Origin of the sequence: Allobosea massiliensis, from assembly GCF_042655245.1 — a bacterium.
GTDB lineage: Bacteria > Pseudomonadota > Alphaproteobacteria > Rhizobiales > Beijerinckiaceae > Allobosea > Allobosea massiliensis.
The window spans coordinates 1-26,096 of the sequence record NZ_JBHSLU010000003.1 but is presented as its reverse complement, the minus strand read 5'-3'; the positions used below and the strand labels follow the sequence as shown (position 1 = coordinate 26,096).

Below are 26,096 nucleotides of genomic sequence, written 5' to 3'. Positions count from 1 at the left end.
AGAGACGATAATGCTACCTTAGGTTGTGTCAATTCCGATCTTCTCTCAAAGCGGAAGGCAGGCGCTCTCCAGCCATGCCTTCGCCTCGCCCTCGACCAGACCCGCGAGCTTGTTCCAGACCTGAGCGTGATAGGCGTCGATCCAGGCGATCTCGCCTTCGTCCAGCAAGGCGCGGTCGATCAGCGCGCGCTCATACGGGCACCAGGTGATGGTCTCGAAGCCGTAGATGGTGCGCTCGCCGCCCGGAATGATCCGCTCCTCGACGACGATCAGGTTCTCGATGCGGATGCCGTAATGGCCTTCCTTGTAGTAGCCGGGCTCGTTGGAGAGGATCATGCCGGGCTCCAGCGGCGTGGTGCCGAGCTTGGAGATGCGCTGCGGCCCCTCATGCACCGAGAGATAGCTGCCGACGCCATGGCCGGTGCCGTGGTCGAAATCGAACCCCGCCTGCCAGAGCGGCAGCCGCGCCAGCGCATCGAGCTGGGCGCCCGAGGTGCCCTTGACGAAAACTGCGCGCGAAATGGCGATGTGGCCCTTGAGCACGCGGGTGTAGCGGTCCCGCATCTCGGCGCTCGGCTCGCCGATCGCTATGGTGCGCGTAATGTCGGTGGTGCCGTCCTCGTACTGGCCGCCGGAATCGACCAGCAGGATGCCGGGCTCGATCGCCCGGTTGCTTGCCTCCGTGACGCGGTAATGCGGCAGGGCCGCATTAGGGCCGGCGCCGGCGATGGTGGTGAAGGAGACGTCCTTGAGCAGCCCGGTCTTCAGCCGCTCGGCCTCGAGTGCCGCGACCGCGTCGATCTCGGTCAGCCCACCCTTGGGCGCCTCGCGCGCCAGCCAGGAGAGGAAGCGCACCATCGCCGCGCCGTCACGCAGATGGGCGACACGGGCGCCGGCGAGTTCGGCGTTGTTCTTGCGCGCCTTCATCAGGGCGATCGGGTCCGTGCCCGCATCGGGCGTGCCGCCGGCGTCGCGGATCAGGGTCGCGAGCGCTGAAGCGGCGGTCGTCGCGTCGAGCCTCACCTTTGCTCCGGCCGCGCCCAGCGCCTTGAGCTGTGTCGTCAGGGCGCTCGGCGGCGCGATCTCGCCGACGGCGCCGATCGCGTCTCCGGCCTCGTTGGTGATCTTCTCCGGCGCGAGGAAAACGGTGGGACGGCCCTCGCGCGGCACGATGGCGTAGCCGAGGGGCAGCGGCGTGTGCTCGACATCGCCGCCGCGGATGTTGAAGGTCCAGGCCAGCGCGTGCGGGTCCGAGACGACGAGCGCATCGACCTTCGCCTTGGTCAGCGCCTCCTGGATGCGGCCGAGCTTGCCGGCTGCGTCCTCTCCCGCGAAGTCGCCGCGATGGGCCTTCACGGGCGCGGCGGGGGGCACCGGCCTGTGGCGCCAGATCGCATCGACCGGGTTCTGCGCCACCGCCACGAGCGTGCCGCCGGCGGCCGCCGCCGCCTTGTCCAGCTTGGCGACGCCGTCGACCGTGTGCAGCCAGGGATCGTAGCCCAGCCGCCCGCCGGCCGGCAGGTTTGCCTCGATCCAGCGGTCGAGCGGCATCTCTTCCATCCGCGTCGGCGTGACGATGGCAGTGTCGGTCTGCTCCTGGGACTGGATGGTGTAGCGGCCATCGACGATCAGCGCGGCCCGGTCGGCGAGGATAACGGCGTTGCCGGCGGAGCCGGTGAAGCCGGTCAGCCAGGCGAGGCGGGCCATATGGGCGGGGACATATTCGCCCTGATGCTCGTCGGCGCGCGGCACGATGAAGCCGGCGAGCCCCTGTCTCGCGAGTTCCTGCCGCAGCGCGGCGATGCGCGGCGCCACCTGGGACGGGTCGGTCGGCTCGGAGAAGCTCTGGAAGCGGCAGGTCGGCAGGGCAGGCGATTCGGGCATCGGCGGGGTCCGGTTGGCAATGGCGCCATCGTCGCGGCTGCCGGCGGCGATGGCGAGTCGAAATGGCGTTGGGCGCCCTGTCGTGCCCCTTGAAACCGCCGCCTGAAAAACAGGCGTCTGCCCCTTCGCTATGCGGAATCGTGACAGGTTAACGAAATCCTGTCCCGCCCATGCGTCAAATGCATATCTCGCATCTGCGAAGTCCTCTTTTCGCAAGTGCGAAGACGTACCACTTTGGTCGCATAAGAGAACGAGGAAGCGACCGGGACTGTCCTTCGTTTCGATTGAGGAGATGGATCCCCATGACCTATGTGCTGAACGATACCGCCGTCCTGCCCGCCACCGAGGTCACCAAGACCGCGAAGGCCGCGGAAGGTCCAGGCTTCTGGCCGCGTCTCTACGCCGCGCTGATCGAAAGCCGCCGCCGCTCGGCGCTTCGCGAACTGCGTGCCCACAGCTTCCGCATCAACGAGTCCGGCATGCTGCTCGGCGGCATTCCGACGACGACGCTGGCGACCGACGAAGCGCTGCCGTTCAACCGCTGAGCCTTGCCTTTCGTCCGGCGCATGACGCGCCGGAGCCTCCCATTCCGCGCCGCCTTGCGGCGCCCGCCAAGGACGAAAACCATGATCGCCATCATCAAGCATGTCTACGAGAGCATCGTCGACGCCGTGAAGTTCACCTCCGCCGTCTGGCACGACGCCCGCTCGATGCAGGCCGAGGCGGAAGCCAAGTACGGCCATATCGGCTTCTGATCCGCGATCCTTTGCGATGCTGGCCGCCTGACGCGACGTTCTGCGCTTCCGGTGCTCACGGACGATATGTCCGCTCCGCTCCGGTTCTCGAACGCCGCGCCATTCGGCTCAGCCTGGCGAAGGATCACGCCGCCCCTTGCGGAGGCGCCTGAATAGCTTTCCGGATTATCGAAGGTGGCGTGGCCTCGGGGCTGCGCCGCCTTTTTTCATGACCAGCGTCGCCCAGCCCTCGCGCAGCGACCGGCGGGCGAGATAAAGCCCCTGGTGCCGGTAGGTCGAGACGATGCCGGCGACATCCATCTCGAGCAGGCCAGACAGGATCACCGTGCCGTCATCCGACAGCACGCGCGCGAGCGACGGAGCGAGCTTCTTGAGCGGGCCGGCCAGAATATTGGCGAAGACCAGGTCGAAATGGCGCGGCCGGTTCGCCTTGGCGTGGCGCAGGCCCGGCGCGACATAGAGATCGAGGGCATGCGGCGCGTGGTTGACGCGGGCATTGTGCGCCGCGACCTCGACCGCGATGGCGTCGATATCGCCGGCGACGACCTTGCGCTTGGTCTGCTTGGCGAGCGCGAGCGCGAGAATGCCGGTGCCGGTGCCGACATCGATCGCGTTTCGCGGGCGGCGGCGCTTCAACTCGGCATCAAGGGCGAGCAGGCAGCCGGCCGTGGTGCCGTGATGGCCGGTGCCGAAGGCGAGCGCCGCAGGGATCTCGATGCCGACATCGTTGATCCGCACCGCGTCGCGGTCATGATCGCCATGGACGAGGACGCGGCCGGCGCGGACGGGCTTCAGCCCGTCCAGGCTGGCGGCGACCCAGTCCTGCTGGTTCACCGTCTCGAAGGGCGTCGCGTCGATGGTGGCGCCGACGATCGGCCGCAGCAGATCGCGCACGGCCGCCTCATCGGGATGCGTCGCGAAATAGATCTCGACCTTCCAGGGCGCATTGAGCGACAGCGTGGTGACGCCGGTCTCGATCTCGAAGGCCGAGATCGCCGTTTCGGTGGGGTCGAAGACCTCGCCGAGCAGCTCGGTCAGCGCGCGCGCCTTCTCGCCGCTGGTCGAGAGTTCGAGGACGGTCGCGACCGTGGAGGGGAGGAGGCCTTCGCGCATGGCGGCGGGATAGCAGGCGTGGACGCAGTTGTCATGCGCGTCCCGAAGGCCTCCTGTGCCTTCAGTGGTCGCGCGCGGCAAGGGCGCTGAACAGGGTCTGCGTCTGCCCGTTACGCTCCGCGAAGCGCAGAGGCTTGCAGCGCTCGACGATGATCTCGCCATCCGCCGGCGCGGCTTCGAGAAGCGCCATCACCTCGGCGGTGAAATCGGCCAGCGGCATGGCGTCGGGGTCGGTCGCCTGCTGCGGACCGAGCAACTCGGTCTGGACGTAAGGCGGCGCGATCTCGACGACCTCGACCGAGGTGTCCTTAAGCTGATGGCGCAGTGCCATCGACCAGGAATGGATTGCGGCCTTGGTGGCGGAATACGTCGGGGTCGCGGCGAGCGGCACGAAGGCGAGGCCCGAGGAGACGGTGACGACGGTGGCGCGTGGCTGTGCCAGCAAATGCGGCAGCAGTGCCGCCGTCAGCTGGATCGGGCCGAGCAGATTGGTCGCGATCGTCTCCTCGGCGATGGCGAGGTCGATCTGCGTTTCCGGCCGCATGATGCCGGCATTGTTGACGATGACGTTCAGCGCGGGGAAGCGCGTGACGGCCTCACGGGCGAAGGCTGCGATGTCGGCCTTGTCCTGAATGTCGAGCACCATCGATGCCATGCCGGGATTGGCCTGGGTGACGTCGTCGAGCACGCGCTCGCGGCGGCCGGCGATGACGACGCTGTTGCCTTTCGCATGCAGTGCTTCGGCCAGGGCGCGGCCGATGCCGCTGCCGCCGCCGGTGATGAGGATGGAGTTTCCGGTGATGTTCATCGCAAGGCCCTTTCTCGGTTGCGTCCGACACAGCTAGGGCCGATGCTCTCTAATCGAAAGAAGGCACCTGAAAGTGCCATAGGCACCCAAAGGAAAGCGTCGCATGCAGATGATCCGCGAAGCCGTGGAGGCGATGCGCGAGCAGGGCCGGCTGATCCATCCGGAGGTCAGTCCGCAGGTCGAGGCGCTGGTGCGGGACGTGATCGGTCAGGTCGCCGATAAATGGACCATGCTGATCCTGGAGGCGCTGGAGGAGCATGGCACACTGCGCTTCCGCCAGCTCGGCCGCATCGTTGGCGGCATCAGCCAGAAGATGCTGACCAAGACGCTGCGGCAGATGGAATGCGACGGGCTAATCACCCGCAAGGTCCACCCGGTGATCCCGCCGCATGTCGACTACACGATGACGGAGATCGGCCGTGAACTGACGGCGGCCTTCTGCGGCGTCTGGGTCTGGGCGGAGACCTATCACGCTCAGGTCGAGGCGGCGCGGGCGGCGTTTCGGGCGAGGGAGGGGTGAAGGACAGAGAAGCCGTCGTCCTCGGCCGCGCCTCACCCCGCCTTCTGAACAAAGCTGTCCAGCACCATCTTCCGCCCGGCCTTATCGAAATCCACCGTCAGCTTGTTGCCGTCGACGGAGGCCACCGAGCCGGGGCCGAATTTGACGTGGAAGACGCGTGCGCCGGTGTCGAAGGCCGATGTTCCCGAGGATTTGGCGGTGAGTTCGCCCTCGATCAGGAGCGGGCCGCGCTGGCGGCCATTACCGAAGCCGTTGCCGCCGAAGCCGCTGCCGTTCTCCGAGAAGCCTGAGCCGCCGCCGCGGGCCTTGTTCTCCTGGGCACGCTGCCAGCCGGGCGTGTTGTAGGAGGAGCCGAAGCTCTCCATCCGGTCGAAGCGCGAAGCACCATAGCCGCCCTGGCTGTAATTGGTCGCCGCCTGCACGACCTCGACATGCTCCTCAGGCAGCTCGTCGATGAAGCGCGAGGGCAGGCTCGACTGCCAGAGGCCGTGGATGCGGCGGTTCGAGGCGAAGTACAGCTTCAGCCGCTTGCGCGCCCGCGTCAGGCCGACATGGGCGAGCCGGCGCTCTTCTTCCAGCCCGGCGCGGCCGCTCTCGTCCAGCGCGCGTTGGTTGGGGAAGAGCCCTTCCTCCCAGCCGGGCAGGAAGACGGTGTCGAATTCGAGCCCCTTGGCGCCGTGGAGCGTCATGATCGAGACGCGTTCGGCGCTGTCGCCGCTGTCGGCGTCCATCACCAGCGAGACATGTTCGAGGAAGGCCGGCAGGTCGGGGAACTCGTCGAGCGAGCGCACCAGCTCCTTCAGGTTCTCGAGCCGGCCTGCGGCGTCGGCCGAGCGGTCCTTCTGCCACATCTCGGTGTAGCCGCTCTCCTCCAGCACGAGTTCGGCAAGTTCGCCCTGGGGCATGTGCTCGGCGCGCTGCGACCAGCGGCCGAAGGCCTCGACCAGTTCGCGCAAGCTCGTGCGGGCCTTGGGCTTGAGCTCGTCGCTCTCGACGATGGCGCGGGCCGACTGCAACAGGGAGAACCCGGTGGCGCGGGCGTGGTTGTGCAGGATCTGGATGGTGGCGTCGCCCAGGCCGCGCTTGGGCACGTTGACGATGCGCTCGAAGGCGAGATCGTCGGTGGGCGAGACGACGCAGCGCAGATAGGCCATGGCGTCGCGGATCTCGGCGCGCTCATAGAAGCGAGGGCCACCGATGACGCGATAGGGCACGCCGGTCTGGACGAAGCGCTCCTCCAGCTCGCGCATCTGGGCGGAGATGCGCACCAGCACGGCGATCTCGGCGAGGTTCTCGCCTTTCAGCTGCATCGCCTCGATCTCGTCGGTGATCAGCCGCGCCTCTTCCTGGCTGTCCCAGGCGCCGGTGATGGTGACCTTCTCGCCGAGTTCGTCCTCGGTGCGCAGCGTCTTGCCCAGCCGGCTCTCATTGCGGGCGATCAGCTTCGCGGCGGTGGCGAGGATATGGCCGGTCGAGCGGTAGTTGCGCTCGAGCCGGATCACGGTGGCGCCTGGAAAATCGTGCTCGAAGCGCAGGATGTTGTCGACCTCGGCGCCACGCCAGCCATAGATCGACTGGTCGTCGTCGCCGACGCAGGCGATGTTGCGCCGCCCCTGGGCCAGCAGCCTCAGCCAGAGATACTGCGCCGTGTTGGTGTCCTGATACTCGTCGACGAGGATGTAGCGGAAGCGCTCGTGATAGGTTGCGAGCACGTCGGCATGTTCGCGGAACAGCGTCAGGCAGTGGAGCAGCAGATCGCCGAAATCGACCGCGTTCAGCGTCTTCAGCCGGTCCTGATAGGCGGCGTAGAGCGTGCCGCCCTTGCCGTTGGCGAAGACGGCCGCCTCGCCCGGCGCGACATCCTTCGGAGCCAGCCCGCGGTTCTTCCAGCTGTCGATGAATCCGGACAGCATGCGCGCCGGCCAGCGCTTCTCGTCGATCCCCTCGGCCTGGATCACCTGCTTCATCAGGCGGATCTGGTCGTCGGTGTCGAGGATGGTGAAATCGCTGCGCAGATCGAGCAGTTCGGCGTGGCGGCGCAGGATCCTGGCCGAGATCGAGTGGAAGGTGCCCAGCCAGGGCATGCCCTCGGCGACCGCACCGACGAGATGCCCGATGCGCTCCTTCATCTCGCGCGCGGCCTTGTTGGTGAAGGTCACCGAGAGGATCTGCGAGGGAAAGGCGCGGTTGGTCGCGATCAGATGGGCGATGCGGGTGGTGAGCACGCGGGTCTTGCCGGTGCCGGCACCGGCCAGCACCAACACGGGGCCGTCGGTGGCCTCGACCGCCTGGCGCTGCTCCGGGTTCAGCCCGCTGAGATAGCCGGCCGCGGGCGCGGCCTGCGCGCGCGCGGCGAGGCCGCCGGGGCGGGGCAGGGGGGCGGAGGTGATGCTGTGGTCTGACAAGATCGGCGCTGCTCGTGCGTGATTCGTTCACGGTCAATATAGGGGCAGGCCGGCGCGATTGCGCCCTCGTGCCGCGACATTCGGCCGTCGTGCCTCGGCTTGGCGCAGGAGCCTGCCTGCGGCATCGTCAGCGTCAGCTCAAACGAGGATCCCATGAGCCGTCCCGAGACCACCCTGCTGCGCCTCGCCGCGCTTGTCCTTTTCGCCACTCCGCTGGCAGCCGGCGCCCAGACGCGCCCCGTCCCCGATCCGCTGGCCGATTGCGAGCGCTTCGCTCTGGCCGAGTCGAAGCGCGACGGCGGCACGCTGAAATCGGTGCGGATCGAGCGCGGCGACAGCCTGATCGAGAACCGCTTCGACAAAACAATCGGCGGGCAGCAGGTCGCGACCGAATACATCGCCTTCGCCGCCGTCGAGGATGCGGGCGGCAAGCGCCGCGCCCGGGTGGTCTGCCTGCATGCGGGTATCCCTGCCAACCGCGCCGTCTACTGGGTCGAAATCCCGCAATAGGGCGCGGCATGGGCCGCGCCCTGCTGGGCTGTCACGCGGCGGGCTCGAAGTTCATCGCGACGCCGTTGATGCAGTAACGCAAGCCCGTCGGCGGTGGGCCGTCCGGAAAGACATGGCCGAGATGGCCGCCGCAATTGGCGCAATGGACCTCGGTGCGGATCATGCCGAACTTGCGATCCTCCGTCGTTCCGACGGCGCCCTCCAGCGGCTCGTTGAAGCTCGGCCAGCCGGTGCCGCTCTCGAATTTTGTGAGGTTGCGGAAGAGCGGCTGGTCGCAGCCGGCGCAGGAGAAGGTGCCGGGGCGCTTCTCATAGTTCAGCGCGCAGGAGCCGGGGCGCTCCGTGCCGTGGCCGCGCAGCACATGGTACTGCTCGGGCGTCAGCTTGGCGCGCCACTCGTCGTCGGACAGTTCGTAGGGGAAGTGCTCCCGGGGCGCCTGGCTGCCGCCGAACATGCTCATCAGTCCCATTCCCGCTCTCCCTTTCGCGCGTTTCGGTCTCATCCGTTCGCGCAGGATATGGGGAGCGGGAGCCCGGTTGTCAGCAGCGCCGGTCGCCCGGCAGGGTCACGATGGCGTTGACGGCTCAGGCGTTGTCGCCGGCGATCGCGGCGATGACCGCGTCCGTGACAGCCCGCGTCGTCGCCTTGCCGCCGAGATCGGGCGTGTGGAAGGCCGGGTCGGCCGTCACGCGCTCGATCGCCCGCATCAACCGGGCCGAAGCGGCGGCCTCGCCGAGATGATCGAGCATCATCGTCGCCGTCCAGAAGGTGCCGATCGGGTTGGCGATGCCCTTGCCCGCGATGTCGAAGGCCGAGCCGTGGATCGGCTCGAACATCGAGGGGAAAGCGCGTTCGGGGTTGAGATTGGCCGTCGGCGCGATGCCGAGCGATCCGGCCAGCGCGGCGGCGAGGTCCGACAGGATGTCGGCATGGAGATTGGTCGCGACGATGGTGTCGAGGCTGCTGGGCTTGATCACCATGCGCATGGTCATGGCGTCGACCAGCATCTTGTCCCAGGCGACATCCGGAAACTCGGTCGCGACCTCGGCGGCGATCTCGTCCCACATCACCATGGCATGGCGCTGGGCGTTCGACTTGGTGACGACGGTGAGCAGCTTGCGCGGCCGCGACTGCGCCAGCCTGAAGGCGTAGCGGATGATGCGGGCGACGCCGTGGCGCGTCATCATCGAGACGTCGGTGGCGACCTCCTCGGGGAAGCCCTTGTGAACGCGGCCGCCGACGCCGGCATATTCGCCTTCCGAGTTCTCGCGCACGATCACCCAGTCGAGCTCCGGGCCGGAGACATGGCGCAGCGGCGAGGTGATGCCGGGCAGGACCCGCGTCGGGCGGACATTGGCGTATTGGTCGAAGGGCTGGCAGATCGCCAGCCGCAGGCCCCAGAGCGTGACATGGTCGGGCACGTCCGGCGCGCCGACCGCGCCGAAGAAGATCGCGTCATGGTCCTTGATCTGCTCGCGCCCGTCGGCCGGCATCATCAGCCCGGTGCGCTTGTAGTAGTCCGACCCCCAGTCGAAATGGTCGAAGGCGAAGCCGAACGAGCCGTCGCGCCGCGCCAGGGCTTCCAGCACCTCGATGCCGGCGGCGATGACTTCGACGCCGATGCCGTCCCCCGGGATGGCTGCGATGCGGTGGGTCTTCATGACGCGTCTCTCCTCGAACCTGTCGTCCCGACCGTCTTTGCGGTCGCCGCTGCTGCAAGTCAAGAATGCATTGCAGCTTCCATGGAAGCTGATAAGCTTCGATCAGGCAGGAGAGGTCGATGAAGCTCGGGGACGTGCAGGAGCGGGGCGAGGTCGCGAGCGAGCGCGGCGCCAGTCTCGTCGACAGCGCCTATGCGGCGTTGAAGCACGCGATCCGCGAAAGCGTGTTTCCGCCGGGCTACCAGGCCTCGGCCGGCGAGCTGGCGTTGCGGCTCGGCATGAGCCGTACGCCCGTACACGAGGCTTCGCTGCGCCTGCAGGAGGAGGGGCTCGTCCGCATCCTGCCGAAGCGCGGGATCCTGATCTGCGCGCTCGCCCCCCATGACATCGCCGAAATCTACGAGGTGCTGATCGCGATCGAAGCCGGGGCGGCGGCGCGGGCAGCCGCGCTGCCCGAGGCGGAGCGAACGGCGCTCGCCGACGAACTCGATCAGGCGACGGCCGCGATGGGCCAGGCGTTGGCTGTGGGCGATCTGCCGGGCTGGGGCCGCGCCGACGAAGCCTTTCACCGGCTGCTGGTGGAGCGCTGCGGCAATGGCCGCTTCGCGCGGATCATCCAGACGGTCAACGACCAGTCGCACCGCGCCCGCATGCTGACCCTGCGTTTGCGGCCGCGCCTGCTGGTCTCTGAGGCCGAGCATCGCGATACCAGCGAGGCGATCCGCCTGGGGCTGCCGGATGCCGCCCATGAGGCGGCGCGGCGGCACCGCATCCGGGCCCGCGACGAATTGCTGCCGCTGATCGAGAGCGTGGGCCTTCGGCACATGTGAGCCGTCGGCCCGTCCCAACCATCCCAGACCGCGGTCAACGCGGCATCAACTCACGGAGGACAACAATGCGTCGCCTGATCCTGGCCCTCGGGGCCGCTTTCGCCATGGCCGCGGCACCCGCGGCTGCGCAGACCTATCCCGCAAAGTCGATCACGATGATCGTGCCCTTTGCCGCGGGCGGGCCGACCGACGTCATCGCGCGGATCGTCTCCGACCATATGAGCCGCACGCTCGGGCAGTCGATCGTGGTCGAGAACGTCGCCGGGGCGGGCGGTACGACCGGCTCGCTGCGCGTCGCCCGCGCGACGCCGGACGGCTACACGATCATGATGGGCAATCTCGGCACGCATTCGGCCTCGGTCGGGCTCTATCCCAATCTCGCCTATGACCCGCGCACCGACTTCGCCCCAGTCATCAACACGGCGGGAACGCCGATGCTGATTTCGGCCCACAAGGACTTCCCGGCCAACACGCTGCAGGAGTTCATCGCCCTGCTGAAGGCCAATCCGTCCAAGTACAATTACGGTCATGGCGGCATCGGCTCGACTTCGCATCTGACCTGCGTGTTCTTCCACCACCTGATCAAGGCGCCGGTGCAGCAGGTGCCGTTCCGCGGCTCCGGCCCGGCGATGAACGCGCTGCTCGCCAAGCAACTCGACTATGTCTGCGACCAGACGGTCGGCATCGTGCCGCAACTCACCAACCTCAAGACCTATGTCGTGGCGACGCCCAACCGCCTCGACGTCGCCAAGGATGTGCCGACCAGCGCCGAGGGCGGTCTGCCCGAGTTCCAGGCGGTGGGCTGGAACGCGATCTTCGCGCCGAAGGACACGCCGAAGGAGATCGTCGATCGCCTGAATGCCGCCGGCCGTGCGGCGCTGGCCGATCCGGGCGTGCGGGCGCGGCTGCTGGAACTGGGCTGCATCATCCCCGACGATGCCGGCCAGAGCTCGGCGGCGCTGGGCGCCCATGTCCGCGCCGAGGTCGACAAATGGACGCCGGTGATCAAGGCGGCCGGCGTCACGGCGCCGTGATCCCGGCGGCTCGGTCGCGTCACCCAAGCGTCATGCGACTCCACTAGTCGGCTCGCCATCGAGGGATGGCGAGCGAGGGCCCCGTGACGGATCAGGCGACGCGGACGGTGCGTGCGGTGCGGCGCACGACCAGCAAGGGGCTCACCACGGCGGTCCATCGCAGCAAGGCTCTGTCGAAGGCGGGGCTGCTCGAGCGGATGTTCACCCTGGCCTTCTCCGGTCTGGTCTATCCGCAGATCTGGGAGGATCCGGTCGTCGACATGGAGGCGCTGGCGCTGAAGCCCGACGACCATGTCGTCGCCATCGCGTCGGGGTCCTGCAATGTGCTGTCCTATCTGACGGCGGACCCGGCGAAGATCAGCGCGATCGATCTCAACGGCGCCCATATCGCGCTCGGCAAGCTCAAGCTCGCGGCGCTGGCGCGGATGACGCGGCACGACACGTTCCTGCGCTTCTTCGGCCAGGCACAGTCGCGCGACAACATCGCCTTCTACGACCGCGAGATCGCGCCGCATCTCGACGCGACCTCGCGAGCCTATTGGGAGGGCCGAGGGCTGGACGGGCGCCGCCGCATCGGGATGTTCGCCGGCAACGTCTACCGCTTCGGCCTGCTCGGCCGCTTCATCGGGGCCGGGCATCTGCTCGGACGAGCGCTGGGCTGCGATCCGCGCAAGATGCTGGAGGCACGCGACCTCGCCGAGCAGCGGGCGCTGTTCGAGCGCCATCTGGCGCCGGTCTTCGACAAGCCCCTCGTGCGCTGGTTGATCCGCCAGCCGGCCTCGCTCTACGGCCTCGGCATCCCACCGGCCCAGTACAAGGCGCTCGCCGCCGACGGAGCCGACGGCATCCGCGGCGCCCTTTACGACCGTCTCGAGCGGCTGGCCTGCGGCTTCGACCTGAAAGCCAATTACTTCGCGAGGCAGGCCTTCGGGCGGGGCTACGAACCGGCGGAGGACGCGGCGCTGCCGCCCTATCTGCAGCGGGCGCATTTCGAAAAGGTCCGTGCCAGGGCGGCACGCGTCTCCTATCATCAGAGAGCGATTACGGCTTTCCTCGCGGAGCAGCCGGCCGAGAGCTGTGACGCCTATGTCCTGCTCGACGCGCAGGATTGGATGAACGACGCCGATCTGACCGCGCTGTGGACCCAGATCACCCGCACATCCCGGCCCAGCGCGCGCGTCATCTTCCGCACGGCCGCCGATGAGCGCCTGCTGCCGGGACGCGTGCCCGCCGAAATCCTCGAGCAATGGCGCTACGAGGAGGACAAGAGCCGGGCGCTGAATGCCCGCGACCGCTCGGCGATCTATGGCGGCTTCCACCTCTATGTTCGGCCGGAGGCCGTGGCGTGAGCAGCCTCGCCGCCGGACAGGGTGCTGCCGGGCTGATGGACGCGATCTATCGCCGGCAGCGGCACATCTACGACGCCAGCCGGAAGTTCTACCTGCTGGGCCGTGACCGGCTGATCGACGAGCTCGCACCGCCGGAGGGGGGCTGCGTGCTGGAGATCGGCTGTGGCACAGGCCGCAACCTGATCCGGATCGCGCGGCGCTATCCCGGACGCGCCTGCTTCGGTGTCGACGTTTCCTCGGTGATGCTGGAGACGGCGCGGCGCTCGGTGGGGCGGGCCGGCCTGTCGGACCGGATCGCGCTCGCCCAGGCCGACGCCACGGATTTCGACCCGCAGGCGCTGTTCGGGCGGGCGGGCTTCGACCGCATCGTGATCTCCTACGCGCTGTCGATGATCCCACCCTGGCAGGGCGTGGTCGAGGAGGCGCTGCGGCGTCTCGCGCCGGGCGGCGAACTGCACATCGTCGATTTTGGTGACCAGCGCGAGCTGCCGCGCCCGTTCAGCGCGGTGCTGAACCGCTGGCTCGCCCTCTTTCACGTCACGCCGCGGCGGGATATGGCGGCGGTGCTGGTGACCAGCGCCGCGGGCGCCGACGTGACGCTGCAGGCGCGTTCGCTCTATCGCGGCTACGCCGCGCTCGCCGTGCTGCGTCGGCAGCGCTGAGGCGTGTCAGCCGACCTGGACCCCTTTCCAGAAGGCGATACGGCCGCGGATCTCGGCGGCGGCCGGCTTGGGGTCGGGGTAGTACCAGGCGGCGTCCCGGTTCTCCTTCCCGTCCACGACGATCGAATGGTAGCTGGCGGTGCCCTTCCAGCCGCAGGTGCTGGTCGTCTCGCTCGGCTTGAAGAAGTCCGGACGGATCGAGAAGTCGGGGAAATAGTGGTTGCCCTCGATGACGATGGTGTCGTTGGATTCGGCGATGACCGCACCGTTCCAGATCGCTTTGACCATGGCGTTCGCTCCCGTGACGTTCTTGTCGTTGCCGACAAATTAGAACGATGTCTCGCCTCGCGCCAATCACGGCTGCGCTGGACGCCCTGACGGGCGCGTGATAGCGCCGCGCGATGAGCTCGATGCCTCCCTGCGACGCGCCTGACGCTCCCGGCAGCCTGCGTGATCGCCTCCGACAGCTCTATCACGGGCGATCGCCGGCCTCGCTGCGGTTCCAGTTGGCGACGACGGTCATCGACATCGTCATCATCGCCTTCTTCATCGCGACGCCGCTGATCCGGGATCGGCCCGCTTTTCTCTGGATCGACTACACGGTTGCCGCGATCCTGGCGGCGGAGATCGTGACGCGGATGCTCGCGGCCTCGAACATTCCGCGACTGCTGCGCCAGCCGACGATGCTTCTCGATCTCGTCATCCTCGCGACGCTGCTCGTGCCGAGCATGCTCGAGAATCTCGGCTTCCTTCGGATTCTGCGGCTATGGACGCTGTCGCAGCGCGGCGTGATCTGGCAGCAATGGCGGCGCACCCGCTTCCGCGACCGAGAGGATGCGGCGCGGGCGGTGATCAATCTGACGACCTTCCTTTTCGTCGTCACCGGCTTCATCTACAGCTTCTTCTTCACCGGACGGCCGGGAATCGAGGGCTATGTCGATGCCTTCTACTTCACCGTCACCACCATGACGACGACCGGCTTCGGCGACATCACGCTACCGGGCACCGCCGGCAAGCTGACCTCGATCGCGGTCATGATCGTCGGCATCTCGCTGTTCGTGCGGCTGGCTCAGGCGATCTTCCGGCCTGCCAAGGTGAGCTATCCCTGCCCGCGCTGCGGTCTGCAGCGCCATGAGCCTGACGCGGTGCATTGCAAGGCTTGCGGCCAGATCCTCTGCATTCCGGATCCCAACTGAGCGCTGACCCTTCCAGGCTCAGTGCCGCGTCTCGGGCTCACGCTCCGGAACGATCGTGCCATCGACGCTGATCGCGCTGCGCTGGGGCATGCCGATGATGCGCCCGATCGTCGCCGGCAGCGGCATCATACTGTGGGCGGCCTTCATCAGCGCGATGTTGGCGAGGATGTCGGCGGGGAAGGGGCAGACCTTGCGGCTCGTGAGGTCGACATGCAGCGAGAGATTCTCGCTGGTGGCGGCGAGCCAGCCCTCGGTCGCGTGCCGCATTTCCAGATAGTAGTGCAGGCGCTTGTCGTCGAAGGCGATGAGCTGGGCGGTCACACGCACCTGGTCGCTCTCGGTCAGCTCGCGCTTGTAGAGGATGTGGCACTCGGCGGTGAAGGTCGAGGCGTGGCGGCTGTCGACATAATCGCGGGTGAGGCCGACGAGCGAGAACACCTCATCCACCGCGCGGTCGAAGAGCACATGATAATAGGCCATGTTGAGATGGCCGTTATAATCGATCCACTGCGGCTCCACCCGCATGGCCGAGGAGACGAAAGGCGCGAAGAACAGCGCCGGAGCGCGGATATCGTGTTTCATGGCCGCCTCCCGTCCTCCCGTAGCGCTGGGTTCAGTGGTCTTCGTCACACGGCGTGTGCATGGTCGCCGCACCGCCATCGCAACACGGAAGCGGCCCGTTGCCTGCCGATCCGGTCTATCCTACTGCGTAGTCTAGTCGCCGGCCCCCAGCCGGGGGGACGCCGCGGATGGCCGGCCTCGTAACCCGCTGCGATGCCGACTTGTTTTGAGTTTAAACTCCAGATCCGGATGTTGACAATGGATGTGCCTGCCGTCGCCCTGCATGAGACCTCCGCATCCGCCGCGGCTCTGCCGCCGTCTCCCGCCGCCGTCGCGGCCGTGACGCAGGCGCTGGCGGCCTCCTTCGGCAACCGGCTGATTACCAGTCTCGCCGTGCGCCAGCAGCACGGCCACACCCTGACCTGGATCCCCAACCAGCCGCCGGATGCGGTGGTCTATCCCCACAGCACGCAGGAGGTCTCGGAGATCGTGACGCTCTGCGCCCGGCATGGCGTACCGGTCATCGCCTTCGGCACGGGCACCTCTCTGGAGGGCCATGTGAACGCGCCCTATGGCGGCGTTTGCGTCGATCTCAGCCAGATGAAGCGGATCGTCGCAGTGAATGCGGAGGATCTCGACTGCGTCGTCGAGGCCGGCGTCACGCGCAAGGAGCTCAACGAGCATCTGCGCGACATGGGGCTGATGTTCCCGATCGACCCGGGGGCCGACGCCTCGCTCGGCGGCATGGCGGCGACGCGCGCCTCCGGCACCAACGCCGTGCGCTACGGCACGATGAAGGACAATGTGCTGGCGCTGACCGCGGTGATGGCGGACGGTTCGGTCGTCAAGACATCGACGCGCGCCCGGAAGACCTCTGCCGGCTATGACCTGACGCGTCTGCTGGTCGGCTCGGAAGGCACGCTCGGCATCATCACCGAGGTCACGCTGAAGCTGCACGGCATTCCGGAGGCGATCGCGGCGGGCGTCTGTCCGTTCCCCTCGATCAAGGCGGCCTGCGACACGGCCATCATGACGATCCAGACCGGCATCCCGGTGGCGCGGATCGAGCTGCTCGACGAGGTGATGATCAAGGGCTTCAACCTGCATTCCAAGCTCGGCCTGCCGGAGACTCCGATGCTCTTCGTCGAGTTCCACGGCACCGAGGCCTGGGTGAAGGAGCAGTCGGAGCGCTTCGGCGAGATCGCAGCGGAGTTCGGCGGCGGCCCCTTCGACTGGGCGACCAAGGCCGAGGATCGGACCCGGCTGTGGGAAGCCCGCCACAACGGCTACTGGGCCGGCCGCGCCCTGCGGCCGGGTGCCGACACGCTGGCGACCGATGTCTGCGTGCCGATCTCGCAGCTTGCCGACTGCGTCGAGGAGACCAAGCGCGACATCGAGGCGACCGGGCTGATCGCGCCGATCGCAGGCCATGTCGGTGACGGCAATTTCCACACGCAGCCGCTGCTCGATCTCGCCGATCCCGATGAGGTGGCGCGCGTCCAGGGCTTCCTGGACCGCCTGGTCAAGCGGGCGCTCGCCATGGGCGGCACCTGCACGGGCGAGCACGGCGTCGGCCAGAAGAAGATCAAATATCTCGAAGCCGAGCACGGCGCGCCCGCGCTGGCGGTCATGCGCACGCTGAAGCGCGCGCTCGATCCGCAGAACATCCTCAACCCTGGCAAGATCGTGGTTCTCTGAGTTCCGTGATGGAGCGGGACAGCAGCAAACGCCCGAGTTCTGTCGAATTGTCGTGATCTCGCCGCGACTTGCCGGCATGATGGGGACGATGTTCACGACGAGGATCGTGCCGCACGTTGCGTGAGACCCTGACCGTCCTGGCCGGCCTGCTGGTGCTGGCGCTGCTGGCCGCCCTGATCGGGCCTGGCTTTGTCGACTGGCGCGGTTATCGCCCGCATTTCGAGGCGCGCTTGGCCGAGACGCTGGGCGTCGAGACCCGCATCGGCGGCGGCATCGGCCTGCGGCTGCTGCCCTCGCCGCGGCTGACGCTGCAGGATGTCCGCTTCGGCGGCGCGGCGGCGGAGACGAGCCGCGCCTCGGTCGAGACGCTCACCGTCGAACTCGCGCTCGCCGCGCTGACCCGCGGCGAATTCCGGATCGCCGATGCGCGGGCGGAGGGCGCGACGGTTTCGCTCGCCTTCGACGAGGCCGGCGCATTGCGCCTTCCGGCGCGCGGCGGTGCCGGTCTGCCGACGCAGACGAGCCTCGACCGTCTCTCGATCGGCCGCTCGGTGCTGATCTGGCAGGAGGCGGGCCGCGAGCCCGTGACGATCGGCCCGATCGCGGCCGAGATCTCGGCGGTCAGCCTCGCAGGTCCCTGGCGCATCGAGGGCGAGGCGGCTGGCGCCTCGCTGCGCATCACGACCGGCGCGCTCGAGCCCGACGGGAAACTCCGGACGAAGGCCTTCGTCACGGGGCAGGATATCCAGCTCGGCTTCGACGGCAGCGTCACACTGCCGGCCACCGGGAGCGCTCCCGGCCTCGATGGCTCTTTCACCCTTTCGCCCGGCGGCGCGCTCGCTCTCTCCGGCAAGGTCAGCGGCGGCAGCCGCCAGCTCGATCTCGCCGGGCTCGTCCTCGACATTGCCGGGGGCGCGGCGCGGCTGGAGGGCGAAGGCCAGTTCATGCCCGGCTCGGGCGGCGGCGTCCTGGCGCTGCGCGCCCGCAGGCTCGATGCCGATGCGCTGGCCGAAGCCCTCGCGGCGCGGCCGGGCTTCGAGCGGGCTCTGCAGGGCCTGCCGGGACAGATCGACCTGTCGCTCGATCTTGACCAGCTGATCTGGCGCGGCGAGGATTTTTCCGCCTTCGGCCTGCGCGGCAAGCTCGATCCGCAGGGCCTGTCGGAGGCCACGGCCTCGGTGCGCGTCGCTGGCGCGCTGCTGGGCGCCAGTGGTAGCGCCGATGCGCAGGGTGTGGCGGGCCGCCTCAATCTGAAGGCCGGGGATTCGCGCCGCATCGGGCTGGTGCTGGCGCGGGCGGGGCTCGATCCGGCTCTGGCGGATCTCGTCGCGGGGCTCGGGCAGATCGACGCCGAGGCGATCGGGGCCTGGGATGGCGGGCGGCTCGCCCTTCAGCGCCTGATGCTGACAGGTTCTTCGGGCGTGAGGCTCGATCTGTCGGGCGACGCGACGGCGGAGCGGCTGTCCGCCAGGGCCGTGCTGAACGGGTTCGATCTCACCAATCTGCCGCCCGGCGAGAGCGTCGCGGTGCTTCTGGGCGCGCGCGATCTGGCGCTGGATCTCAGCCTGACGCAGGCCCGTTTCCGCAACGTGCCACCCGGTTCCGCGCAGCTCGACCTGCGGCGGCAGGGCCGCGACTGGCGGCTTAGCCGTCTTGCCATCGACGGTTTCGGCGGCGTCAGCGTGTCCGGCTCGGGAGCGCTCCTGGCCGAGGGCGGCGAGATCGCCGGTCGCATCCGCGCCCCGCGTTTCGAGGCGGTCGCGGCGCTGGCGGGGCCGTTGCTGCCCGAACCGGCGCGGCAGGCGTTGGGGCGCGCCTCCGACGGGCTGGCCCGGCTCGATGCCGCCTTCCGGCTCACCCGCGCGCCCAGCGGCGAAACCGGTTTGGTGCTCGACGGCGGCGCTCAGGCGGGGCGGCTCTCGCTGACCGGGCGGCTCGATGCCGGCGGGATTTGGACGGGGGCGAGGCTGCGCTTCGATCTCGCCGACCGGCGCCAGGCCTTTCAGGCGCTCGGACTACCCGTGCCGCGCCAGAGCGGCCCCGGCGAGCTCGTTCTGACGCAGGAAGCGGGGCGGCTAACGGGCACGCTGGCGGGCCCCGGCCTCTCGATCGCGGTCGAGAGCGAGGCTGCGGCCCCGGCGCGGCTCGCCGTGCAGGCGGATGGCATTGGCCAGATTCTGCCGGACGCTGCAGCCCGTCTCCTGCCGGACGGGCTGGTCGATCTCCATGCGCGGCTCGGAACGTCTCCGGAGGCGATCACGCTTGGCGAGGTCGTCGTCAATCTCGGTGCGGCGACCGCGCGGGGCGCGCTGTCCCTGGCGCGCGAGGGCGGAATGCTGAGTGGCCGGCTCACCGTGCCGACGCTCGATCTGCGGAGTCTGTTGGCCGCTGCGCTCGGCGCTGGCCCCGCCGGTCTCTCGACCTGGACGACGGCGCGGTTCGGGCCGCCGGCCGCGCTGCCCGATTTTCAGCTGGCGATCGAGTCGGACAGCGTCACCGCGGCCGAGGGGACGATCCTGCGCGACGCCCGCTTCACCCTGCGCTCGGACATGGAGGGGCTGCGGCTCGACGATCTGTCTGCCGGCTTCGGCGGCGGGCGCGTCGGTGGACGGCTGACGACGCGGCGAGAAGGTGGGCTCGGGCTGCTTTCGGGGCGCGTCACTCTCGAAGGGGTCGAGTTGGGGCCCTTGACCGGAGGCGGGCTCGGCGGTCGGGTTTCCGGGCAGATCGAAGCCGGCGGCTCCGGCGAAAGCCCGGCACGGCTCGTCGCGGCGCTAGGGGGAGCCGGGAGCCTGACCTTCACAAATGCGCGTCTCAGCCGCTTCGACCCCGCGGCTTACGCCCGCATCATTGCCGGCACGGGCGAGGACGCCTCCGAAAGCGATGCAGCGCGGCTGCAGCAGCGGCTGGCCGAGGCGCTCGACCGCGACGCCTGGGCGCTCGGCAGCGTGACCGTGCCTTTTACCCTTGCGGGCGGGCTGATCCGGCTGCAGCCACTCACCTTCGAGCGCAATGGGCTGCGGGCCGAGGCCAACGGCATCGTTGATCTGCGAGCCCTCACTCTGGATCTGCGCCTCGGGCTGCGGCCGCTCGGAGCGCTGCCGAAAGGCTGGCCGGCGGACGCGCCGCAGATCGGCGTCGCCTGGCGCGGGCCGCTGAGTGCGCCGCGCCGCGAGACCGACGTCAATGCGCTGTCGAACGTCGTCGCCGCCCGCGCCCTGGCGAGGGAGATCGAGCGGGTCGAGGCGTTCGAGGCGGATGCGCGCGAGCGCGCCGCCCAGGCGCGGCGCCTGCGGGCCGAGCGCGAGATGCGCGAGAATGCCCGCAGGCTCGCCGAGTTCCTCAAGGCCGAGGAAGAGCGGCGTCTCGCCGAGGAGAAGCGGGCCGAGGAGGAGCGTCGGGCCGAGGAAGCCCGCCGCCTGGTCGAGGAGCGGCGGGCGGAAGAGGCGCGCCGGGCCGAGCAGGCGCGCATGGAGCAGGAGATGCGCCGCCGCATCGAGGCGGAGGAGCGGGCCGAGCGCGCGCGCGCGGCGGCCGAGCGGGCGGCGGAGCGCGAGGCCTCTCAGCCGCAGCAGCCGGGGCCGCTCATCCTGCCCGGTGCGCCGCGGGCGAGTTTCCCGGAGTCGGGGCTGCAGCCCGCGCCGCCCCTGGCACCGCCGCTCGAGATCCAGCCCCTGCCGCGCCCCTTGTCGCGCGGCGCCCAGCCAAACTGAGCTTGGTCCTCGCAATCTGATTCAGGGCGCTGCGGAGCCGATTCAGGTGGCGGTCGCAAAGCGCTGCAAGACAAGGGCAATCCGCTTTGCGGGTGATGCGCCTGTCCGCTTCAGTCCGGCGCTCTTGCCGCGCGGTCGCGGTAATGCGCCAGCACATGCAGACGCAGCGCCGAGGAGAGATTGACCTGGCCGCGATGGTCGTCGATCGCCGCGATCAGCGCGGCCACGGTTCGTCCCTCGGCAGCGGCGATCTCCTTCAGCGCCTCCCAGAAGGGCTCTTCCAGCGAGACGCTGGTGCGATGGCCGGCGATGGTTAGGGATCGCTTCCGCTCCGCGCTCACGGCGTCGGCTCGTCGTCCGGCGGCGAGGCGAGGCGGTGGCCGTCCAGGGTCCGGGCGGCCTTGTCGCGCTCGGCCTCGGTCAGGCTCCGTTCCGCCTTGGTGCGGCCGAAGGTGATCCGGTTCTGCTGCGCCTGCTGCTCGGCCTCCTGCCGCGCGCGCTGCTTGCGGACCCGGCGCAGATTGATGATCTCGGCCATGCGCGGCGCCCCTCAAGCCGGGCCGAGCATGCGCTCAGGCCGGACGGTGGCGTCGAAGAGATCGGCATCCACGCCAGCGCGCAGCGCCTCTTCGCGCAGGGTCGTGCCGTTGTGATGCGCCGCCTTGGCGATGCCGGCGGCCTTGTCGTAGCCGATCGCGGGGGCCAGCGCCGTTACCAGCATCAGCGAGCGCGAGAGCAGGTCGCGCAGCTGGCCCTCATTGGCGACGATGCCCTCGACGCAGTGGGTGCGGAAGCTGTCGGCCGCGTCGGTCAAAAGCCTCACCGACTGCAGGAAGGCGGCGCCGATCACGGGCTTGAACACGTTGAGCTCGAAATGGCCTTGGCTGGCGGCGAAGCCGATCGTGGTCTGGTTGCCCATGACCTGGGCCGCGACCATGGTCAGGGCTTCGGCCTGGGTCGGATTGACCTTGCCGGGCATGATCGAGGAGCCGGGCTCGTTTTCGGGGAGGGAAATCTCGCCCAGCCCCGAGCGCGGGCCCGAGCCCATCAGGCGGATGTCGTTGGCGATCTTGAACAGATCGGCGGCGAGTGCGGCGAGTGCGCCATGGGCGGCGGCGAGCGCACCATGGCTCGCCAGCGCCTCGAACTTGTTGTCGGCGCTGCGGAAGGGCACGCCGGTCAGCGACTCGACCTCGCGGGCGAAGAGGGCGGCGAAATCGGGATGGGTGTTCAGCCCGGTGCCGACAGCGGTGCCGCCCTGCGCCAGGGCGTGCAGCCCGCCGAGAGACGCCTGGATCCGACTGACGCCGAGATGAAGCTGCATCGCATAGCCCGAGAATTCCTGGCCGAGCGTGACGGGCGTCGCGTCCTGGAGATGGGTGCGGCCGATCTTGACTAGCCCATCGAACGCCGCGGCCTTGGCGGCCAGCGCCTGCTCGAGATCGCGCAGCGCCGGTAGGAGCGAACGCGAGATTTCCAGCGCGGCGGCGATGTGCATCGCGGTCGGGAAGCTGTCGTTGGAAGACTGGCCGCGATTGACGTGATCGTTGGGGTGGACCGGCGACTTGGCACCGAGGCCGGCGCCGAGCAACTCGTTGGCGCGATTGGCGAGCACCTCGTTGACGTTCATGTTGGACTGGGTGCCCGAGCCGGTCTGCCAGATCACCAAGGGGAAATGCCCGTCGAACTGGCCCGAGAGCGCCTCGTCCGCCGCTTGGCCGATGGCGCCGGCGACGCGCTGGTCGATCAGGCCGAGATGGGCATTCACATGCGCCGCCGCCTTCTTGACCAGCACGAGCGCGTGGACGAGCGGCAGTGGCATGCGCTCACGATCCCCGCCAATACGGAAGTTTTCAAGCGACCGCTGGGTCTGTGCGCCCCAATAGCGATCGGCGGGCACGGCGATGGGGCCGAAGGAGTCGGTTTCGGTGCGGGTCTCGGACATGGCGGCCTGCCTTGAAGGGGCTGCCCCGGCGCGAGCGCCGGCGGGACGAGCCCGGTGCGGAATCGCGGCCGGCACCCGGCCGGTCAGGTCTTCTTGCGGAAGGAATCGAGGCTGACGACCTGGGCGCCGCCGCTCTCGGCGGTCTCCGGCGTCTCCTCGGTCTTGGCATCCTCGGGCGCGGCCTTGGTCGCCTTGACGCCCTTGGCGGCCGCCGGAGACACCTCGCGCGGCTTGATGGCGGGAACCCCGGCGGGTGTCGCCTTGACGGGGAGGGCGAGGGGAGCGGGCGGGGCCTCGCTCGGCTCCGAGCCGGCACCGCGCGGGCGAGGCGAGGCGGCCGGCTCCGCCGCAGCCGCGGGCTCGGCCCCTTCCTGCGTCTCGAACTTCAGGCCGAACTGCACGGACGGGTCGAAAAAGGTGGTGATGGCGTCGAACGGGATGAGCAGGCGCTCCGGCACGCTCGAAAACGAAAGGCCGACCTCGAAGGCGTGCTCGCTGACGCTGAGATCCCAGAACTGATGCTGGAGGACGATGGTCATCTCCTCCGTGTGCTTGTCGCGCAGTCGCTGCGAGAGGCGCACGCCCGGGGCCGTCGTCCGGAAGGTGATGTAGAAGTGGTGGTCGCCCGGCAGCCCGTCGCGTCCGGCCTCGGTCAGGATCTTGCGCACGACACCCTTCAACGCGTCCTGCACCATCAGATCATAGCGAAGAACGTCCTTGGACATCGTGTCGTGGTTTCCGCTTCCAGCATCCCGCGGCAGCCACAAGGCAGCCTGACAAAAAAGTGGAGGCTTCTGTTGCCAGGCGCCTCCGGGCCCCGCCTTACGTCGCTAAACGGAAGGACTTAGGTTTGGGAACCAGCACCGCTTACGCGGCGACAGCAACCCGAGCATTGTTGTCGTTGGCAACTATGCGTTAGCCCTATAACGGCGGAACCATACCGGGCAAAAGAACGGCCTTTACACTCTCGTCGATCCTATTTCGCCCCCGCCGCAACCCTGCCACTCGGTGGCCTGGCAAGCCCGCGGTCCAAGATCCCGCAGGCCGCCCCAGGGCTCGCGCCGCAGGGCTGTGGTGGAGGCGCCGGGTACCGCCCCCGGGTCCGAAAAGCTTATTCCGACGCTCGTTTATCGCCATAGCCGGTCTTGCGAACGGCACGACCAATATAGGGGCTGCATCGCGCCGGGGAAAGAGCCGATGGTCGTGGTGCCGGCTTAATTTCCGGGTGGCGGGAGGTGGCGCAGGATCCGGCCGTCATGGGCGTGGATGTCGACGGCGACCTCGTTGCCGCTGCGGTCGCGGCCCGCGACCTCCCAGCGCTCGTCGACCAGCACGAGATCCTCGATGTGATCCACGCCCGAGCGCCAGGCGATGCGCCGGGCCGCGTCTTCCGAGACGCGGTAGGCCGGATCGTGGAGGGATGCGACCTGTGTCGCGGCCGTGCCGGGCCGGCCCGCATCGGCGGGCGTGCAGGTCACCACCGCGGCAACGGCCCACGCCGCCGCCGCGACAGCACCTAGTCCCATCAGCTTGATCATGAATCGTCAGTCCTCTCGATCTCGGATCGGCATATGGGAAAGGCCGGCGGGAATGTCCCGCCGGCCTCCGGTCAATTCACCTCGCGATCGCGTGAGGTCGGCCGTCAGGGTCGGACGCCCGCCGCCGCTGGCCGGTCCCGTTCCATCTTGATGACGGTGCCGTCCGTTGCCCGCAGGTCGATCTCGATTTCGGCGCCGGCGGCGTCGCGACCCTCGATCTCCCATTTGCCGTCGTCGAGGCTGATCTCCTCGATCCGCACCATGCCGTTCTCATTGGCAATGCGGCGGGCCTCGTCCATCGAAATGGCCGGGGCGCCTGCGCCGGCAGGCGTGTTCGGCGCCTGCACCTGCGCCAGAGCGGGGAGGGGCAGGGCCAGTGCCGCGGCCAGCAGGGTCGCGCGGGTCCGGTCGCGCAGGGTCATGGTCTCGTCTCCTGTTCGGTTTCGGTCAGGGGTCCGGGAGGCAACCCGGCGCGCCCGCTCACGGTTCCTGACAGAAACCGGGGGACGAGCGGCGGCGCGGGCGCGCGGGCCCGGCGGTCAGCCGCTATGGTGGCGCGCTTCGACAAGAGATTCGCGCATGCGCCAGTATCACGACCTGCTCCGACGCGTCCTGGACGAGGGCGTCCGCAAGGACGACCGCACCGGCACCGGCACGATCGCCGTGTTCGGCCACCAGATGCGTTTCGATCTCGGCGAGGGCTTCCCGCTCGTCACCACCAAGAAGCTCCATCTCAAGTCGATCATCCACGAGCTGATCTGGTTCCTGCGCGGCGACACCAATGTGCGCTATCTGCAGGACAACGGCGTCACGATCTGGGACGAGTGGGCCGACGAGCAGGGCGATCTCGGCCCGGTCTATGGCCTTACTGTAAGGGGCTCCTAATATATAGGATCGGGACGGGCCCTAGGTAAATGGGCGCCCCGTTTCCCGGCACGTCTGCTAGCTCGGTTCGACGGCCTGCTACGACCAGCAAGAAGCCCCGGCGCAGTTGGTCAGGATTGCGAAGCCGGGGATTCTTGCGGATTGGGTAGGCGTTGCCGTTTTCGTCGGCCTTGCTGTAATGCAGTCAGCAGGTGCCAGCGTCGCAAGGAGCCGACGCTTCTTTTTTATCACGTCATTCCCCGCCCCGCCCTCTATGCAAACGGGATCGTCGACGGTGGCGTTTACGGATTGTCAGACGCTTCCAGCAGTTCAGCGATCTTCACGCACAGGGCCGTAGCCGCACGATCGAGCGTCGTTAAGGTCGGATTGCGGATGCCCCGCTCAAGTCCGCTCACATAGGTCTGCTCTACTCCCATGCGCACGGCAACCTGGTCCTGAGACAGCCCGGCGGCGATGCGGAATTTGCGCATGTTTTTTCCAACGATTTGCCGAACGTCCATGCAGGGAACGAAACGGAATACCGCTTTTCATTTCTAGGTATTATAGTATCTAAATAGCGACTCGCTTTCTGCCTTTCCGGGACTCCAGCGATGCAGAAACGAAAATCTGTGATTTTCGACGATGTTCCGCGAAAGCGCGGGTTAGGAGATGCCCAAACGGCGCTGTTTAAGAATCCCAATCGTGCTCCCAGCTGCAGCATTCCTGGATGTGAGGTAAAGTGCCCAAGATCCGCGCCGTTTGCTTTGACTGCTTTGGTACGACTGTCGATCTAACCGAAAGGAGAAAGCCTTATCGCCGATTCATTGAAGGTGGCTACGATTCCCTGTCTAAAGCGATGCTAACAAACCCGTTTAGCATCAGAGAACTGGCTCACAAGACGCTCGACAAACCAACAGAGGCCATGATCGTTGATTGGGAAACCGATCTCGAAGGGTCGTGTCCCATAGCGTGGTGTAGCTGACGGTGGTCACCGGCGATTGCCGGTTAGGTTTGGGTTGTGAACGCCAACCCTGAACCGAGAGATCCCCG

The 26,096-nt window shown here is 68.2% G+C and carries 26 protein-coding genes, 1 other RNA gene and 1 pseudogene; 12 read left to right on the top strand and 16 right to left on the bottom strand.

What is annotated here, in order from left to right:
• Nucleotides 1–45: 45 nt before the first annotated feature.
• Nucleotides 46–1,884 carry an aminopeptidase P family protein gene (locus ACFPN9_RS00380; protein ID WP_066734458.1) on the bottom strand — a complete coding sequence of 613 codons (1,839 nt, stop codon included), beginning with the start codon at nt 1,882–1,884 and terminating at the stop codon, nt 46–48.
• Between the two features lie 302 nt (nt 1,885–2,186).
• On the opposite strand from ACFPN9_RS00380, the gene ACFPN9_RS00375 reads away from it, so the two are divergent.
• Nucleotides 2,187–2,429 carry a hypothetical protein gene (locus ACFPN9_RS00375; RefSeq protein ID WP_066734456.1) on the top strand — a complete coding sequence of 81 codons (243 nt, stop codon included), beginning with the start codon at nt 2,187–2,189 and terminating at the stop codon, nt 2,427–2,429.
• Nucleotides 2,430–2,510: 81 nt separating this feature from the next.
• On the top strand, nt 2,511–2,639 hold the full coding sequence (locus ACFPN9_RS00370; protein ID WP_280939880.1) for a hypothetical protein: 129 nt from the start codon (nt 2,511–2,513) through the stop codon (nt 2,637–2,639).
• 165 nt (nt 2,640–2,804) lie between these two features.
• Here ACFPN9_RS00370 and ACFPN9_RS00365 read toward each other — a convergent pair whose 3' ends face one another.
• Nucleotides 2,805–3,752, bottom strand: coding sequence for a 50S ribosomal protein L11 methyltransferase (locus ACFPN9_RS00365; RefSeq protein WP_066734454.1), 948 nt, complete (start codon nt 3,750–3,752; stop codon nt 2,805–2,807).
• Between the two features lie 61 nt (nt 3,753–3,813).
• Nucleotides 3,814–4,560, bottom strand: coding sequence for an SDR family oxidoreductase (locus ACFPN9_RS00360; RefSeq protein WP_066734452.1), 747 nt, complete (start codon nt 4,558–4,560; stop codon nt 3,814–3,816).
• Nucleotides 4,561–4,693: 133 nt separating this feature from the next.
• On the opposite strand from ACFPN9_RS00360, the gene ACFPN9_RS00355 reads away from it, so the two are divergent.
• Nucleotides 4,694–5,080 (top strand): winged helix-turn-helix transcriptional regulator, encoded by a 387-nt coding sequence (locus ACFPN9_RS00355; protein WP_156450035.1) that lies wholly within the window; start codon nt 4,694–4,696, stop codon nt 5,078–5,080.
• A 32-nt stretch (nt 5,081–5,112) separates the two neighbouring features.
• Here the strand turns inward: ACFPN9_RS00355 and ACFPN9_RS00350 are convergent, their stop codons facing one another.
• Nucleotides 5,113–7,485 carry an ATP-dependent helicase gene (locus tag ACFPN9_RS00350; protein WP_245282264.1) on the bottom strand — a complete coding sequence of 791 codons (2,373 nt, stop codon included), beginning with the start codon at nt 7,483–7,485 and terminating at the stop codon, nt 5,113–5,115.
• 153 nt (nt 7,486–7,638) lie between these two features.
• On the opposite strand from ACFPN9_RS00350, the gene ACFPN9_RS00345 reads away from it, so the two are divergent.
• Nucleotides 7,639–7,995: a hypothetical protein gene (locus ACFPN9_RS00345; RefSeq protein WP_066734442.1), complete on the top strand. Its 357-nt coding sequence runs from the start codon at nt 7,639–7,641 to the stop codon at nt 7,993–7,995.
• Nucleotides 7,996–8,026: 31 nt separating this feature from the next.
• Here the strand turns inward: ACFPN9_RS00345 and msrB are convergent, their stop codons facing one another.
• Nucleotides 8,027–8,455, bottom strand: a complete 429-nt coding sequence (gene msrB, locus ACFPN9_RS00340; protein ID WP_245282267.1) for a peptide-methionine (R)-S-oxide reductase MsrB — start codon at nt 8,453–8,455, stop codon at nt 8,027–8,029.
• 124 nt (nt 8,456–8,579) lie between these two features.
• Nucleotides 8,580–9,656 (bottom strand): tartrate dehydrogenase, encoded by a 1,077-nt coding sequence (locus tag ACFPN9_RS00335; protein ID WP_066734435.1) that lies wholly within the window; start codon nt 9,654–9,656, stop codon nt 8,580–8,582.
• A gap of 119 nt (nt 9,657–9,775) precedes the next feature.
• Here ACFPN9_RS00335 and ACFPN9_RS00330 point away from each other — a divergent pair, with 119 nt between their 5' ends.
• From ACFPN9_RS00330 to ACFPN9_RS00315, 4 genes are all read left to right on the top strand, one after another.
• Nucleotides 9,776–10,486 carry a GntR family transcriptional regulator gene (locus ACFPN9_RS00330; RefSeq protein WP_066734432.1) on the top strand — a complete coding sequence of 237 codons (711 nt, stop codon included), beginning with the start codon at nt 9,776–9,778 and terminating at the stop codon, nt 10,484–10,486.
• Nucleotides 10,487–10,551: 65 nt separating this feature from the next.
• Nucleotides 10,552–11,520 carry a tripartite tricarboxylate transporter substrate-binding protein gene (locus tag ACFPN9_RS00325; RefSeq protein WP_066734429.1) on the top strand — a complete coding sequence of 323 codons (969 nt, stop codon included), beginning with the start codon at nt 10,552–10,554 and terminating at the stop codon, nt 11,518–11,520.
• Between the two features lie 65 nt (nt 11,521–11,585).
• Nucleotides 11,586–12,869, top strand: coding sequence for a BtaA family protein (locus ACFPN9_RS00320; RefSeq protein WP_082735473.1), 1,284 nt, complete (start codon nt 11,586–11,588; stop codon nt 12,867–12,869).
• Nucleotides 12,866–13,531, top strand: coding sequence for a class I SAM-dependent methyltransferase (locus ACFPN9_RS00315; RefSeq protein ID WP_377814892.1), 666 nt, complete (start codon nt 12,866–12,868; stop codon nt 13,529–13,531). Before ACFPN9_RS00320 ends, ACFPN9_RS00315 begins: the two co-directional genes overlap by 4 nt.
• A gap of 6 nt (nt 13,532–13,537) precedes the next feature.
• Here ACFPN9_RS00315 and ACFPN9_RS00310 read toward each other — a convergent pair whose 3' ends face one another.
• Nucleotides 13,538–13,819: a DUF427 domain-containing protein gene (locus ACFPN9_RS00310; protein ID WP_066734426.1), complete on the bottom strand. Its 282-nt coding sequence runs from the start codon at nt 13,817–13,819 to the stop codon at nt 13,538–13,540.
• A gap of 113 nt (nt 13,820–13,932) precedes the next feature.
• Between ACFPN9_RS00310 and ACFPN9_RS00305 the strand changes: the two genes are divergently transcribed.
• Entirely contained in the window at nt 13,933–14,727 is a 795-nt protein-coding gene (locus ACFPN9_RS00305) for an ion transporter (RefSeq protein WP_066734416.1), read from the top strand.
• A gap of 18 nt (nt 14,728–14,745) precedes the next feature.
• Here ACFPN9_RS00305 and ACFPN9_RS00300 read toward each other — a convergent pair whose 3' ends face one another.
• On the bottom strand, nt 14,746–15,309 hold the full coding sequence (locus tag ACFPN9_RS00300) for a thioesterase family protein (RefSeq protein WP_066734409.1): 564 nt from the start codon (nt 15,307–15,309) through the stop codon (nt 14,746–14,748).
• A gap of 237 nt (nt 15,310–15,546) precedes the next feature.
• Between ACFPN9_RS00300 and ACFPN9_RS00295 the strand changes: the two genes are divergently transcribed.
• Both ACFPN9_RS00295 and ACFPN9_RS00290 read left to right on the top strand, forming a co-directional pair.
• A complete protein-coding gene (locus tag ACFPN9_RS00295) occupies nt 15,547–16,986 on the top strand; it encodes an FAD-binding oxidoreductase (protein WP_066734407.1) in 1,440 nt (479 codons plus the stop codon).
• Between the two features lie 116 nt (nt 16,987–17,102).
• Nucleotides 17,103–20,699, top strand: coding sequence for an AsmA family protein (locus ACFPN9_RS00290; RefSeq protein ID WP_066734405.1), 3,597 nt, complete (start codon nt 17,103–17,105; stop codon nt 20,697–20,699).
• A 110-nt stretch (nt 20,700–20,809) separates the two neighbouring features.
• On the opposite strand, the gene ACFPN9_RS00285 is transcribed toward ACFPN9_RS00290, so the two are convergent.
• The 7 genes from ACFPN9_RS00285 to ACFPN9_RS00255 form a co-directional block, all read right to left on the bottom strand.
• Nucleotides 20,810–21,040 (bottom strand): ribbon-helix-helix domain-containing protein, encoded by a 231-nt coding sequence (locus ACFPN9_RS00285; RefSeq protein ID WP_066734404.1) that lies wholly within the window; start codon nt 21,038–21,040, stop codon nt 20,810–20,812.
• Nucleotides 21,037–21,237 carry a DUF4169 family protein gene (locus tag ACFPN9_RS00280; protein ID WP_066734402.1) on the bottom strand — a complete coding sequence of 67 codons (201 nt, stop codon included), beginning with the start codon at nt 21,235–21,237 and terminating at the stop codon, nt 21,037–21,039. The genes ACFPN9_RS00285 and ACFPN9_RS00280 overlap by 4 nt, the downstream gene beginning before the upstream one ends.
• Nucleotides 21,238–21,249: 12 nt before the next feature.
• The gene (fumC, locus tag ACFPN9_RS00275; RefSeq protein ID WP_066734399.1) at nt 21,250–22,644 is read right to left on the bottom strand and encodes a class II fumarate hydratase; all 1,395 of its coding nucleotides are present in this window, start codon (nt 22,642–22,644) and stop codon (nt 21,250–21,252) included.
• An 83-nt stretch (nt 22,645–22,727) separates the two neighbouring features.
• Nucleotides 22,728–23,369, bottom strand: coding sequence for an SspB family protein (locus ACFPN9_RS00270; RefSeq protein WP_066734397.1), 642 nt, complete (start codon nt 23,367–23,369; stop codon nt 22,728–22,730).
• A 58-nt stretch (nt 23,370–23,427) separates the two neighbouring features.
• Nucleotides 23,428–23,839, bottom strand: a transfer-messenger RNA (tmRNA) gene (gene ssrA, locus ACFPN9_RS00265).
• A 19-nt stretch (nt 23,840–23,858) separates the two neighbouring features.
• Nucleotides 23,859–24,182, bottom strand: coding sequence for a PepSY domain-containing protein (locus ACFPN9_RS00260; RefSeq protein WP_066734395.1), 324 nt, complete (start codon nt 24,180–24,182; stop codon nt 23,859–23,861).
• 104 nt (nt 24,183–24,286) lie between these two features.
• The gene (locus ACFPN9_RS00255; RefSeq protein WP_066734392.1) at nt 24,287–24,604 is read right to left on the bottom strand and encodes a PepSY domain-containing protein; all 318 of its coding nucleotides are present in this window, start codon (nt 24,602–24,604) and stop codon (nt 24,287–24,289) included.
• A gap of 157 nt (nt 24,605–24,761) precedes the next feature.
• Between ACFPN9_RS00255 and thyA the strand changes: the two are divergent.
• Nucleotides 24,762–25,046 (top strand): annotated as a pseudogene (thyA, locus tag ACFPN9_RS00250) (thymidylate synthase); the annotation flags it as partial.
• Nucleotides 25,047–25,348: 302 nt separating this feature from the next.
• On the opposite strand, the gene ACFPN9_RS00245 reads toward thyA, so the two are convergent.
• Entirely contained in the window at nt 25,349–25,537 is a 189-nt protein-coding gene (locus ACFPN9_RS00245) for a helix-turn-helix domain-containing protein (protein WP_245282266.1), read from the bottom strand.
• Nucleotides 25,538–26,096 lie beyond the last annotated feature (559 nt).